Source organism: Labrys sp. WJW, assembly GCF_001676615.1.
In the GTDB taxonomy this organism is placed as follows: Bacteria; Pseudomonadota; Alphaproteobacteria; order Rhizobiales; family Labraceae; genus Labrys; species Labrys sedimenti.
The window spans coordinates 127,519-140,404 of record NZ_LYXZ01000056.1 but is presented as its reverse complement, the minus strand read 5'-3'; the positions used below and the strand labels follow the sequence as shown (position 1 = coordinate 140,404).

Below are 12,886 nucleotides of genomic sequence, written 5' to 3'. Positions count from 1 at the left end.
GGCCCCTTACTCCGCGAGAATCGCGGCGTTTGCACGGCAAAAATTCAGCGAGGCCCAGCTTTGCCACGGCTTTTTGACGCTCCAATCGAGGCACCTTCGATGAAGATAGACACTTCGCCTTGAGATTATCCCTTGCAATTCAACTGGATACGGGGAGCTCTTGATCAATTACAAAAATGCCGCGAGCGCAAAAGCACCCGCGGCATCGATAATGGTCCTTCCGGCTGAGGCAAGGCCAGGTCAGGTCAGCCCACCAGCACAAGCGCGTCCGACGGCGTCAGCAATTGGCGTTCGCCGGTGCGACGGTTCTTCACCTCGACCTTGCCCTCTGCCAGGCTCTTGGGACCGACGATGATCTGCCAAGGCAAGCCGATCAGGTCCATCTTGGCGAATTTGCCGCCGGGCCTTTCATCGGTGTCATCGAGCAGCACGTCGACCCCTTTGGCGCCAAGCTGCAGATAGAGATCGCCGCAGGCCGCATCCACCGCGCTGTCGCCCGGCTTGAGGTTGATCAGGCCGACCTTGAACGGCGCGATCGCCTCCGGCCAGATGATACCGGCCTCGTCATGGCTGGCCTCGATGGCCGCCCCGGCGACGCGGGTCGGCCCAATGCCGTAGGAGCCGCCATGCACGGGAATGAGCGAGCCGTCCGGTCCGGCGACGACGGCCTTCATCGGCGTCGAATATTTCGTGCCGAAATAGAAGATATGCCCGACCTCAATGCCGCGCGCCGAAACCTGCTTGTCGGCCGGCAGGACGTCGAAGGCAGCCTTGTCGTGCTTCTCCTCGGTCGCCGCATAGAGCGAGGTCCACTGGTCGACGATCGCCTGCAGCCCGGCCTTGTCGTCGAAATCCGTGCCGGCAGAGGGTGGTGCCATCGACAAATAGTCGCGGTGGCAGAACACTTCGCTCTCCCCCGTCGACGCCAGGATGATGAATTCATGGCTCAGATTGCCACCGATCGGGCCGGTATCAGCCACCATGGGAATGGCAGTCAGGCCGAGCCGCGCGAAGGTGCGCAGATAGGCCACGAACATCTTGTTGTAGGAATGCTGCGCGCCGGCCTGGTCGAGATCGAAGGAGTAGGCGTCCTTCATCAGGAACTCTCGCCCGCGCATCAGGCCGAAACGGGGGCGGATCTCGTCCCGGAACTTCCATTGTATATGGTAGAGGTTGAGCGGCAGATCCTTGTAGCTGCGCACATAGGCGCGGAAGATCTCGGTGATCATCTCTTCATTGGTCGGCCCATAGAGCATCTCGCGCTCCTGGCGATCCTTGATGCGCAGCATCTCCTTGCCGTAATCGTCATAGCGGCCGCTTTCGCGCCACAGATCGGCCGACTGGATGGTCGGCATCAGCAGCTCGATGGCACCGGCGCGATTCTGTTCTTCACGAATGATCGTGTTGATCTTGTTCACCACGCGCAGGCCGAGTGGCAGCAATGCGTAGATTCCGGCCGCTTCCTGACGGATCATGCCTGCACGCAGCATCAGACGATGGGAAACAATTTCTGCTTCCTTCGGCGTCTCGCGCAGAATAGGCAGGAAATAACGGCTCAAACGCATAGGACAGACCTTCTCCAAGCTGCCGGCGAACCTTGGCTGCGCCGGGTAACACATGTGGCTAAATCGCGATTCAGGATAAAAAGGCGCGCCTGATCGAAACCTCGGCACGCCTCTCCGGCAAATCGCTTCCGATCGCCAGTCCGTGCCAGCTTGACCCGATCCCTCGCAAAAACACAAGGGTAAGACCAGCAAAAGCGCCATTATTTGGCGGTTTTCGCGCCCGCCGCGGTCAGTGCGACTCTACCCACCTGCTCATCTGCCTGCCCACGAACAGCGCAGCCTAGAGAAATGACGCGCACAAATTTTAAGCAAAGATATTAATTTTGTGCCGATCGCTGCACAAAGACGTGACAAGCAAAAAAACTTCGTCTAGCGTCCCTCCCGTCAACGACAGGGCATCCGAACTCAGCGATGAGTAGAAGGAAGTCAGGGTCCAAGTCTTGGGAGGAAGCCCGCAGGCGCCGCCGGTGAATAAACCGTTGTCGAGCAGCCGTCCTGACACTTCAAACAGCACAAAGATGCGTGAAGGAAGTCTCAGCGAAGATGGGTTAGGACGAGGTCTAGAATAAGGCGAGGCTCGCGAGAGCCTCGCCTTTTTTCATTGCCGTTTGCGCAATGGCACCTTGCATCATGCGGATTCGACATGACAACCGCGTGACAATGTCGGATCGGCTGAACCCCCGTCGTAATGGCGATAGCATCGCAACGGAGAATCGGGCTTTCCGGATGCCGATTCTCCCGGATCGAACCGCCTATTCGATCAGGAGGAATTTGCTGGGTCTCCAACTCCGTTTCACTTCACATTGTCTGCCCGGCCGATTTACTTTAGCCTTTGAGGGCTGTGTGACGTGCGGCAGAACTGAGGCGAAGGCCGGCAGTTATCAGCGCCTCCCAGACTGTATTGAGCACGTTGAGCCTGTAGATCGATGAGCCGTAGCCCTGTCTCGCAACCCGCGCGCATCGCGCCGCTGGCGGTATTGCCGGTATTCTATCGCCTGATCGGCAAACCCGTGCTGGTCATCGGCACGAGCCAGGCCGCGTTGTGGAAGGCCGAGCTTCTTGCCTCGACCGGCGCCGAAGTTCGCATCGCCGCACCTGAGGCGAGCGATGCCCTGGCGCAGCTGTGTGCCCGCGAGGACGTGGGTGTCCGCCACCTCGCCCGCTCCTGGCACGAAGCCGACCTCAATGGCATCGCGCTTGTCGTCGCCGACGTCGAGGACGACGAGCAAGCCGCCGATCTCGCCGCAGCCGCGCGCCGGGCTGGAACGCCGGTAAACATCGTCGACCGGCCGGCCTTCTGCGATTTTCAGTTCGGTGCGGTGGTCAATCGCTCGCCGCTGGTGGTGGGCATTTCGACCGATGGCGCCGTTCCCGTCTTTGCCCAGGCGATCCGCAGCCGAATTGAGATGCTGTTGCCGACGGGGTTCCAGAAATGGGCGGAAGCCGCCCGCAACTGGCGCCCTCTGGTGCAGGCGCGGGATCTCTCCCTCCAGGCCCGCAGAGCGATCTGGGAACGTTTCGTCAATGCGGCCTTCCGACATCCCGACCGCACGCCAGGCGAAGCCGAACGCGCCGACCTTCTGGCCGGCATCGAACAGCAGGAAAGAAATCCGGCACAGGGCAGCGTCGCCCTGGTGGGCGCAGGCCCTGGAGATCCGGAACTGCTGACCCTGAAGGCGGTGCGGGCCCTGCAATCGGCGGATGTCATCCTGCACGACGACCTCGTCTCCCAGGAAGTGCTCGATTTCGCTCGCCGCGAGGCTGAGCGCATCATCACCGGCAAGCGCGGGCATCGCCCGTCCTGCAAGCAGGACGACATCAATGCGCTCATGGTCTCCTTGGCCAGGGACGGCAAGCGGGTGGTGCGGCTGAAAGGCGGCGATCCCTTGATATTCGGACGGGCCGGCGAAGAAATCGCGGCCTGCCGCGCGGCTGGCGTGGCCGTCGAGGTCATTCCCGGCATCACCGCGGCATCCGGCGCCGCCGCGAGCCTGGAGGTCTCCCTCACCCATCGGGACCATGCCCGACGCCTCCAATACATCACCGCCCATGCCAAGAACGGCAAGCTGCCGGACGATCTTGATTGGAAGGCACTTGCCGACCCAGTCGCCACCACCGCCATCTATATGGGCAAGCTTGTCGTCGCCGAAGTCGCCACGCGCCTGCGCGAGGCCGGCATGGCCGCGGATACGCCGGCCATCATCGTCGAATATGCCACCCATGCACGCGAGCGCCGCTTTCACACCACGATCGGCGAAATGGCCGCCGTTTTTGCCGCCAATCAGCTCGACGGCCCTTGCATCATCCTGTTCGGCCAAGCCATGTCCGAGGCGAGACCCGACCGCCCAAGCTGAACGGCAGCGGTCTGCGCGGTACAGCTTCCGTTAAGGAAACGTTTGCGACCATGGTTCAATGGTGAGCCGCAGATTCGCGCGCCCGCCGGGCGAATGAACGACAGGAGTATTTGATGAAGAGATTGATTCTCGCGGCCGCCCTGGCCACGATCGGTTTTGCGGGTTTCTCGAGCGGTGCCTCGGCAATGCCGGCCTCGCCTGGCGTCCATGCCGACGGAAGCCTGGTCGAGAATGTCGCCTATGGCTGTGGACGTGGCTATGCGCCCAACCGCTGGGGCCGCTGTGTACCCAACAATTACGGCATCCGCCCTGCCCCGGTCTATCGTCCTGCCCCCAATTACGGTCGCCCGCCGGCCTACCGTCGTGGGTCGGTCCCGGCCAATCGCAGCGGCTATGGTCGCGTCTGCCCGCCGGGCACGCGCCTCGGCCCCCGTGGCGCCGCCTGTCATCCGGCCTATTGAGCCACTCCATCTATTGAGCCACCTGCCCCACTGAGCCGGCAAGTGGCACGAGATCTCACCGTCTCACCGAACCCGGCAAGGTCTGTCCTTGCCGGTTTTTTTGGGTCACCAGGGACACCCGCTTCAAGGCAAACCTGTGCTCTCACGCCGGGGAAGCCCACCTGCGGACGCGCTCTTTGCCGGATAGTCAGTGGAACCGAAATCACCAGCCCGACACACAGCGGCCGTACAGGCCCGGATACCTGCTGGGGGGACAGCGCCGCGGAGCGGCCCAATAGCGCGGGCCGTCATAATAGCCGGGGCCGTCGAAGTAGCCCGGACTGTCATAGTAGGGACGCACATAATATCGCGGTGCGCCGGCATAACCGTCGCCGTAGCGCGGTCCCCGATAACCGCGGCTGTTGGGAACGCAGCGTCCATAGCTGCGATAATAGTTACGCGGGCAGCCATCGGCCACCGTTTGCAGCAGGGGATTTTCCACGCCAGCCGCAGGCGCCAACGGCATGGCTGAAGCAGGCGCTGCAGCAAGGCCTGCTGAAGCAAGGCCCATGGCTGTTGCATAAGCGGCAATAACCCATTGTCTCATCACACGCTCCTCGAGCGAATCCAGCGCGGTATAAACGCAGCGCGGGAAATGTTCGTTCCACGCCAGCGGCGATCCCCCTTGCCAATCTATGGCGGCAGCCGGAGCATTCATAGACAGCGGGAAATTCTTCCTCATATTTGTGGTGCGCGCACTTCCGCCTGACCGGCCTGTGCATTTCGTGTCTCTCTTATGTCGAGAAACTGAAATCGGGGCTTGCGCATCAGAGCGAAAAACCCTATTCAGCCCACGCTCAATGAGCGTCGGAGCGTAGCGCAGCCCGGTTAGCGCACTAGTCTGGGGGACTAGGGGTCGGAGGTTCAAATCCTCTCGCTCCGACCATTTTTTCTGAACATTTTGGATATGTCAGCTCTTCTTTGCCTGGGCGAAGGAGCGCATGTCGCTTGCGGGTCCCGGCCATGGGACACGCAGAGCTGAACCCCTCAGGTTCCCGATGCTGAAAGTCATTGCCCGGGATTTCATCAAGCCCGAGCATGTCGCGGCCGTGCTTCCTCTCTACAGGGAACTGGTTGCCCGGACGCGCCTGGAAGAACATTGCATCGCCTACGACCTTTTCATCGACCAGAAAGACCCGGCCATTTCATCTTCATCGAGGCGTGGCCCGATCGTGCAGCCCTCGACGCCCTTTGCCGCACCGAACATTTCAAGCGGCTGGTGCCGCAGATCGATGCACATCTGCGCCAGCCGGATACCTATATTCTGATGGGCTCCTTCGAGGCCTGAGTGAGGTATTCCCAATCCACGTCGATTCTCCGCCCTTGCACGACAAGAACAAAAGAAGAACAAAATGCTGGACAAGCATCATGTCAGGGCATAGGCTCCTGCGCTCAACCGAAGGTAATCGACATGCTCGACGGTTATTTTGACGGCACGCATATGCAGGCTGCCCGGCCGGAGGAAGTCGCGGAGATCGCCCGTTTGGTCGAAAAGGCAGGCGGCAGCGGTGCAGCTCTGCTGGTACTCTACCGTTATGCCCGGCAGGCTCAGACCTCGCTGATCAACCGGGACCGGCTGATCGAGGAATTGAAGCGTCAATCCGATCGGCTCGAGGACGAAGACCTTCACGAAAGAGTGGATGGTGACGCCCAGGGCGTATCGATCGACTGGATCGTCAGCCGCGAACTGAAGCGAACTGATGGCAATGCCGTCACAGCATTGCGCAGGGCCATTCGCCGCAATGTCCGGCTCGACGACGAGCTCGACCGTCTGGCGAGCCTGCTGGAGGCGGCAGGCAATCCTCTCAGCCTGTCCGGCAAGCCATGAATGGGCGGTCCGCAAGCCTGGAGCCTTTCCTGCTCCGGAATGCCGAAGTCGCGCAGCGCGAAGCCGACGAAGCGATCGCCGCCTGCCAAGGCGATGCACGCGCCGCAGTTCGGGCCTTGGTCGTGATGGTCGATCATCTCAGGGCCGAACTCGTCGAGCGGGACGATGCGATCGCGACGCTGACAGCCAGTGTATCACGCGGCTATGCACGCGGTTTTGGCGAACGGCCTCTGCCTGGCTCGAGGGACAAGCTACTTCACAAGCCAGGTGAATGAGACCGAGTCTCTGTTTCAGGCCAAGGCGGTTTCAGGCCAAGGCGGTTTCAGGCCAAGGCGGTTTCAGGCCAAGGCGGTTTCAGGCCAAGGCGGTTTCAGGCTAGGGCGATCCCTCAGGGACGAGATCCCAGCAGTCGCCATTCGTGTAAATACACAAAAGCCTTGCCGCCATGCGGCACTCCTGCCGCTGCAGCAGTCAAAACGATTGTGCTGTGCGTGCGGTGCAATCACCTGGCCGCGCAACACACAAACTTCCCCGTTCGCCGGACGGCTCACGTCGCGGTCGTCGCGTCACAGTGCGTGGGCGTTCAGCACCAGACGATGTCACAGCCGATCTTCGGATCGAGGCTGTGCTTGCCCGGAACAGCAAACTGTCTCGCTTGCTTCGCGGCCTTGGCCGGCGAACGCCAATCAATCACCGTATCGATAATCAAAATTGCGATCACCAGGATAACCAGAAAACCCGTGATCATTTCACTCAGATCCATGACGAACCTCCATCAGCCGGTTTCCAATCCGGCCATGAGGGACTCAGCCCCTGACTTGAACGCCTGAATTCTGCGCTTGTTCCTACTATCCTTCAAGTTGAAATCGCCGTCGACTGCCGGAACTCAGCGCCATCTCGCAATGCACACATGTTGCTGCAGTGCAACCAAAAGAAAAGCCGGCCGCTGCCGCGCCGGCTTTTCCTGAAAATCTGACGGTATACCGAAAGACTCTATGGGTCGCTTAGGCCGCGGCCTGGAGCTGGTCAGCGGCCAACTTGCCCGAGCGCCGATCCTGGACCAGCTCATAGCTGATCTTCTGGCCTTCGCGCAGCTCATACAGGCCGGCCCGTTCAACCGCACTGATGTGGACGAACACGTCCTTGGAGCCATCATCGGGCTGAATGAAACCGTAGCCCTTCTGGGCGTTGAACCACTTCACGGTACCTGTGCTCATCGTGAGCTATTCCTTCAACGTAGTGAGAGCCAAAGCCCGCAACGAAGCGGACCCAGCGAGTGTCGAGTTTTGGTGAGAGCTTGTCAGCGCGCATCCAGCTTTTGCCGTGACGCGAGGCCAAGTCGTTCGGCCGAAAATCGATGGCGACAGGCTGCCCGATTGAAACCGGCCGGTCAAGACAAACCTGCGACAAATTGTACGTTTCTGCGATCTACCCCGCATTCTTGAAATGCCAATAACAATATAGTGGCAATTCAACCGAAATCTTCCGAGCAGAACATCGAGGCGGCAATTTCCCAGCACATGCTTGATCCTATTCTTATGGATTCACTACGCTTCAAATCACTTTCCTGCCACACAATCCTCTGACTTTTCGCTGGAAGAGCATTCGCACAGACTCAAAATCGGCCCTGGGGAGCGCTCACGTCATGTTCTTCCTGCGGCCAGATACAAGCAAATGGCCTTAACCATGACGCAGGGCGGTTGGCGTCTTGGTCTCGCTTGCGACTATAAGGACGGGACCGGGCAGGCAGGCAAAGGACCGAAGGAACGATGGAGGGGGCGGATCCAGCGATCGCGATATTGGTGCCCTGCTACAATGAGGCGGTGGCCATCCAGGCGGTCATCCAGGGGTTCCGCGCCCACCTGCCGTCAGCTGTCATCTATGTCTATGACAACAATTCCACTGACGATACGGTGCGTCTGGCACGGGAAGCCGGCGCCGTGGTGCGGCATGAAGCCCGTCAGGGCAAGGGGCACGTGATCCGCCGCATGTTCGCGGATATCGAGGCCGACATCTATATCATCGTCGATGGTGACAACACCTACGATCCCGCCAGCGCCCCAGCACTGGTCGCGGCGCTGCGCGCCGGACCTCTCGATCTCGTCAACGGGGTGCGCGTGGCCAACGGCGAAACGGCCTACCGCCCCGGACATCGTTTCGGCAACCGGATGCTCACCCGTCTGGTGACGCGTTTCTTCGGCTCGTCCTCGCGTGACATGCTGTCGGGCTACAAGGCGATGTCCCGGCGTTTCGTCAAGACCTTCCCCGCCCTTTCGACCGGCTTCGAGATCGAAACCGAGCTGCTCGTGCATGCGCTCGAAATGTCGCTTCCGCTTGGCGAGATCGAAACGTTCTATGGGGAGAGGCTGGCGGGCTCGCAGAGCAAGCTGCGCACCGTGCAGGATGGCGTGCGCATTCTCAAGCTGATCGCAAAACTGGTGAAAGAGGAAAGACCGCTGCTCTTCTTCAGCCTGGTGGCCGGCATCCTCGCCTTGCTGTCGCTCGGCACCGCAACGCCCGTGGTGCTGGAATATCTCGAATTCGGCTCGGTCAAGCGCCTGCCGACGGCCGTGCTGGCCACAGGCCTGATGCTATCGGCCATCATCGCCTTCTTTTCCGGCATGATCCTCGATACGGTCACGCGCGGGCGAAGGGAACTCAAGCGGTTGCATTATCTGCATTATGCCCCCGTCCGCTGACCCCGCCTCCGGCAGGTCCCTGCGCCGCCGGCTATGCTGTTTTGCCCTGGCTGGTTTCGTCGGCTTCGCCTTCGATGCCGGCATCCTGACCATCCTGGTCAATCTCGGCCTCGATGCACGCTTGGCGCGCCTTGCCTCCTTCGCCTGCGCCATGGTGGTGACCTGGCTGATCAACCGCTCGCTCACCTTCGGCGACCGGGCCGGCACCGACATCGCGGCCGAGTTCCTGCGCTATCTGTCCGCCAGCGCGCTGGCTGCTCTGGTCAATCTCGGCGCCTTCATGGCGTTGGTCACGCTCGGCGGGCCTTTTGCACGCTGGCCGGTGCTGGCGGTGGCAATTGCCGTCGCGCTATCGATGACCTTGAATTTCTGGAGCTATTTCAAGATGGTCTTCACGCCAAAGACCCGGGATCCAGACGGGCCCGCCTAAGACCGGCTCCGTCATAGAACCTCGTGCGACTGGCGAAATCGTCACCTGTCGCATATCATATGGAAAAGAAGGATCGCGGCAAAGAAGCACCCGAGGCCCGGGCGCTTCCTGGTTTGCCGCTGAACCTGTTATCGGCCGAAGCCCGGAATACCTGCGGTCATGCCGCGCGCGAGCTGCGTGACGAAGTTGAGGTCGCCGCCAGCCGTCGGCGTCGTACGGGTGATCGAATCAAATACCACGCCGTCCTTCAGGCCGTAATTGGCGACGCGCGCCACCCGGCCATTGGTGAAGTAGACGGCCAGCACGTTACGGTCGGTCACATGCGGAGACAAGAAGGCCACCGGACGGGACGTGGTCTGAGACACATAGTACCAGGCCTGGCCGTCCAGCGTGGACTGGGTCGAGGGCGTGCCGAGCGCGTCGAGCACCTGGGCCTGGGACGTGCCCGGCTTGATCGCCGACAAGGTGCTCTCCGTCACCACGATGCCGTGCACATTGGTCTCGCCGATCGAACCGCAGCTTTGCAGCAGCCCGGCCAGGGAGATGACGACAGCGGCCGCCAACGCGGGAGACCGGAAACGGGGGGGCAACACAACTATACTCACTTTGGCCTCCATCGGGCACACAGGCTCGTTCGCCACATCGTCGCGTGGGTTCTGGCGTAACCCGCTCGCGCACGAAATTCAACCTTGGCGCTCAGAGAGCATCCACTTATATGGAGCATCCGTTATAGAGTGCGGTCTTCGACCGGATCGTGCCAGGCTACCGACATGGTCGCGCCCCGGAACCCCGGTCGAATACCCCTGCTGGTGAAGGAGCTCATGTTCGGCCTGTTTCGCAATAGAGCGCGCGATGCGCAGATTGCCCGTCTCTACGACCAGATCGTGACCCAGGGTCGCGATCCCGCCTTGTTCGTCGAGGGTTGCGTCCCCGACACGGTGGAAGGACGTATGGACATGATGCTGCTGCATCTGTTCCTGCTCATGCATCGGCTCAACGATGAGCAGGGCGAGATCCGCGAGATCGCCCAGGGCGTTTGCGACCGCTTCTTCGCCGAGCTCGACCGAGCCATGCGGGAAATGGGCGTCGGCGACCTCGCCGTCCCCAAGAAGATGCGCAAGATCGCAGACATCTATACGGGATGCTCCTCATCCTATGGCAATGCCCTGCATAAGCCAGATGACGAGGAACTCACCCAGGTCCTCCTGCGCAACGTCTATGCCCGCGACGAAGAGAGGTTGCCTCAGGCGCGGGCCCTCGCAGGCTATGTCCGGCGCGCCTCCAGGGCCCTTGCCGACGCTTCCCTGGCAAGCCTTGCCAGCGGCTCCCTACCCTTCCCCACTCCAGCACTAGGTGAGAGCGCATGACCAATCCAACGCCCCACTTCTCGCGTCCGGTCCATCTGCGCGAGATTCCGGCCACGGGCCGTCACTTTGTCATCGAGACGAACGAAGAAGAGCGCAAGGCCGTCGCCCGGCAGCTCGGCATTCCGGACGTCGCAGCCCTGACGGCCAAGCTGCATGTCACGCCCTTCCGCAAGGATGGCCTTGCGGTCGAAGGCTCCCTTCATGCCCTGATAACCCAGATCTGCGTCGTCACCGCCGAAGCGTTCGAGAGCAAGGTCGAGGCGCCCGTCGATATTCGCTTCTCGCCGGATGGGCAGGATCCCAATGCTGAATTCGATCTGGCCGAATTGAACGATCCGGAGGCCGAAGATCCGCCGGACCTGCTGACGGGCGATACCATCGATCTCGGCGCCGTCGTCAGCGAATTCCTCGCCCTGGCGCTTGATCCCTATCCTCGCAAGCCGGGCGCTACGTTCGAGGGCGACGGAGACGAAGCGGGCCTTTCCCCTTTCGCCGCCCTCAACAGGCTGAAGGACAAGGATTCCTGAAGGCAAGGCCTGTTCTGCCGAGAACTGGCAAAAGCCTCCGCGAATGCCTTTGATCGAACACGATTGTGTGAGATCGCACGTCCTTGAGCCGCGATTCATTGATCCGTTACGGGCCTGGACCTATCCACGTCCCAAAGCGTTTTGTGGTTTGAATGACGGACGTCAAATCGCAAGGACGCGCCGAACCAAAGAATGAGAGCAAGGCGCGTTTCGCCAAAACACGCTTTGCTCCTGGGATTTCTGCCTGTTGGAGAAGTATATGTCTTTGAAGCGTCTGATGGCCGGGGTTTCACTCGGCATTGGCTTGCTCGCATCCGGCCAACCTGCCTTCGCTGCCGAAGCGCTGGACAAGCCGGCGATCGAGGCAATCGTCAAGAATTACCTGATGGAGCATCCCGAGGTCATCGTCGACGCCATCAACGCCATGCAGGCCAAGCAGGAAGCGGCGACGGCCGAGCGCCAGAAGAAACTGCTCTCCGACAGCATGGACACCATCCTCAACGGGTCGCAGAACGCCGTGCTCGGTAACCCCGAAGGCGATGTCACCCTGGTCGAGTTCTTCGACTACAATTGCGGTTACTGCAAGCGCGGCCTGGCCGACATGGTCAAGCTGCTCGATACCGACAAGAAGCTGAAGGTGGTATTGCGCGACTACCCGATCCTGAGCGAAGGCTCCAAGGAAGCGGCCATTGTTGCCCTCGCCGTCAAGAAGCAGTTGCAAGGCGACAAGTTCCTGGAGTTTCACCAAATCCTGCTGGGCACGCGCGGCGCCGTGGGCAAGGACCGCGCCCTGCAGGTTGCCCAGGATTCCGGTGTCGACATGACCAAGCTCCAGGCCGACATGAAGGATCCGGCCCTGCTGAAGGGGCTCGCCAACACGATGCAGCTCGGCGAAGCGTTGGGCATCAACGGCACGCCCTCTTATGTGCTCGGCAGCGAGATCACCCCCGGCGCCGTCGGTTACGATGCCCTGAAGTCCAAGATCGATTCGCTGCGCAAATGCGGCCAGACCGCCTGCGGCTGAGCCGGACAGCCCCTTCTCCGACAAAGCCGGCGGTTTTTTACCGTCGGCTTTGCCTTCCTGGATCGGGCGCCCTATAAGGGGCGTTCGCAGCAAAAGGCCCGTTGCAGCAAGCTTCGGGCTTTCAATTTATGGTCCTGATGGCAAGCATGGCGCTCGTCTACATTCTGAATGGCCCCAATCTCAACATGCTGGGTGTGCGTGAAACGTCCGTCTACGGCACGCTCGACCTCAACGGCATCGAGAAGCTGGCCAGGGCGCGCGCCGAGCAATTGGGCCTTACCATCGAATTCCGGCAGACCAACCACGAGGGCGTGCTGCTCGACTGGGTGCACGAGGCCTATCACAAGGGGGCGGTCGGGTTGATCATCAATCCCGGAGCGCTGACCCATACCTCGATCGCTCTGCACGATGCGATCAAGGCCGTTAGCCTGCCGGTAATCGAATTGCATCTATCCAACGTGTTCGCGCGCGAAAGTTTCCGGCACCATTCCTGGGTCTCGCCGGCAGCCAAGGGCGTGATCTGCGGATTTGGCCCGAAGGGCTATGAACTTGCCCTCGAAGCATTGGCTTCGAGCGTATCGGCTCAATGAAT

15 protein-coding genes, 1 tRNA gene and 1 pseudogene are annotated in these 12,886 nt (G+C 61.0%); 12 read left to right on the top strand and 5 right to left on the bottom strand.

The window, feature by feature from the left end; all coding sequences use genetic code 11:
* Positions 1-245: 245 nt before the first annotated feature.
* Positions 246-1,565 (bottom strand): proline--tRNA ligase, encoded by a 1,320-nt coding sequence (gene proS / locus BA190_RS28685; RefSeq protein ID WP_068296038.1) that lies wholly within the window; start codon positions 1,563-1,565, stop codon positions 246-248.
* 926 nt (positions 1,566-2,491) lie between these two features.
* On the opposite strand from proS, the gene cysG reads away from it, so the two are divergent.
* Positions 2,492-3,919, top strand: a complete 1,428-nt coding sequence (gene cysG / locus BA190_RS28680; RefSeq protein ID WP_068296035.1) for a siroheme synthase CysG — start codon at positions 2,492-2,494, stop codon at positions 3,917-3,919.
* Between the two features lie 113 nt (positions 3,920-4,032).
* Positions 4,033-4,380: a GCG_CRPN prefix-to-repeats domain-containing protein gene (locus tag BA190_RS28675; protein ID WP_068296032.1), complete on the top strand. Its 348-nt coding sequence runs from the start codon at positions 4,033-4,035 to the stop codon at positions 4,378-4,380.
* Positions 4,381-4,582: 202 nt separating this feature from the next.
* Here BA190_RS28675 and BA190_RS28670 read toward each other — a convergent pair whose 3' ends face one another.
* The gene (locus BA190_RS28670; protein ID WP_156771743.1) at positions 4,583-4,966 is read right to left on the bottom strand and encodes a hypothetical protein; all 384 of its coding nucleotides are present in this window, start codon (positions 4,964-4,966) and stop codon (positions 4,583-4,585) included.
* Positions 4,967-5,227: 261 nt separating this feature from the next.
* Between BA190_RS28670 and BA190_RS28665 the strand changes: the two genes are divergently transcribed.
* From BA190_RS28665 to BA190_RS28650, 4 genes and pseudogenes are all read left to right on the top strand, one after another.
* Positions 5,228-5,305 (top strand) — tRNA-Pro (locus BA190_RS28665).
* A gap of 55 nt (positions 5,306-5,360) precedes the next feature.
* Positions 5,361-5,707: pseudogene (locus BA190_RS36975) on the top strand (putative quinol monooxygenase).
* Positions 5,708-5,830: 123 nt separating this feature from the next.
* A complete protein-coding gene (locus BA190_RS28655; protein ID WP_068296028.1) occupies positions 5,831-6,247 on the top strand; it encodes a hypothetical protein in 417 nt (138 codons plus the stop codon).
* Positions 6,244-6,522 (top strand): hypothetical protein, encoded by a 279-nt coding sequence (locus BA190_RS28650; RefSeq protein ID WP_068296026.1) that lies wholly within the window; start codon positions 6,244-6,246, stop codon positions 6,520-6,522. The genes BA190_RS28655 and BA190_RS28650 overlap by 4 nt, the downstream gene beginning before the upstream one ends.
* Before the next feature lie 308 nt (positions 6,523-6,830).
* Here the strand turns inward: BA190_RS28650 and BA190_RS28645 are convergent, their stop codons facing one another.
* Both BA190_RS28645 and BA190_RS28640 read right to left on the bottom strand, forming a co-directional pair.
* Positions 6,831-7,010 carry a hypothetical protein gene (locus BA190_RS28645; RefSeq protein ID WP_068296024.1) on the bottom strand — a complete coding sequence of 60 codons (180 nt, stop codon included), beginning with the start codon at positions 7,008-7,010 and terminating at the stop codon, positions 6,831-6,833.
* Positions 7,011-7,251: 241 nt separating this feature from the next.
* Positions 7,252-7,464 carry a cold-shock protein gene (locus BA190_RS28640; protein WP_068296022.1) on the bottom strand — a complete coding sequence of 71 codons (213 nt, stop codon included), beginning with the start codon at positions 7,462-7,464 and terminating at the stop codon, positions 7,252-7,254.
* Positions 7,465-8,016: 552 nt separating this feature from the next.
* On the opposite strand from BA190_RS28640, the gene BA190_RS28635 reads away from it, so the two are divergent.
* Both BA190_RS28635 and BA190_RS28630 read left to right on the top strand, forming a co-directional pair.
* Positions 8,017-8,946, top strand: a complete 930-nt coding sequence (locus BA190_RS28635; RefSeq protein ID WP_068296020.1) for a glycosyltransferase family 2 protein — start codon at positions 8,017-8,019, stop codon at positions 8,944-8,946.
* On the top strand, positions 8,930-9,376 hold the full coding sequence (locus BA190_RS28630) for a GtrA family protein (RefSeq protein ID WP_068296018.1): 447 nt from the start codon (positions 8,930-8,932) through the stop codon (positions 9,374-9,376). The genes BA190_RS28635 and BA190_RS28630 overlap by 17 nt, the downstream gene beginning before the upstream one ends.
* A 128-nt stretch (positions 9,377-9,504) precedes the next feature.
* Here BA190_RS28630 and BA190_RS28625 read toward each other — a convergent pair whose 3' ends face one another.
* Positions 9,505-9,981, bottom strand: coding sequence for an outer membrane protein assembly factor BamE (locus BA190_RS28625; protein ID WP_245314977.1), 477 nt, complete (start codon positions 9,979-9,981; stop codon positions 9,505-9,507).
* Positions 9,982-10,146: 165 nt separating this feature from the next.
* Between BA190_RS28625 and BA190_RS28620 the strand changes: the two genes are divergently transcribed.
* The 4 genes from BA190_RS28620 (at position 10,147) to aroQ (ending at position 12,884) form a co-directional block, all read left to right on the top strand.
* Positions 10,147-10,743: a ubiquinol-cytochrome C chaperone family protein gene (locus BA190_RS28620; protein WP_082980097.1), complete on the top strand. Its 597-nt coding sequence runs from the start codon at positions 10,147-10,149 to the stop codon at positions 10,741-10,743.
* Positions 10,740-11,270: a DUF177 domain-containing protein gene (locus BA190_RS28615; RefSeq protein ID WP_068296015.1), complete on the top strand. Its 531-nt coding sequence runs from the start codon at positions 10,740-10,742 to the stop codon at positions 11,268-11,270. Before BA190_RS28620 ends, BA190_RS28615 begins: the two co-directional genes overlap by 4 nt.
* 259 nt (positions 11,271-11,529) lie before the next feature.
* Positions 11,530-12,294, top strand: coding sequence for a DsbA family protein (locus BA190_RS28610; protein ID WP_068296014.1), 765 nt, complete (start codon positions 11,530-11,532; stop codon positions 12,292-12,294).
* A gap of 146 nt (positions 12,295-12,440) precedes the next feature.
* Complete coding sequence (gene aroQ / locus BA190_RS28605) at positions 12,441-12,884, top strand: type II 3-dehydroquinate dehydratase (RefSeq protein ID WP_068296342.1); 444 nt, start codon at positions 12,441-12,443, stop codon at positions 12,882-12,884.
* Positions 12,885-12,886 lie beyond the last annotated feature (2 nt).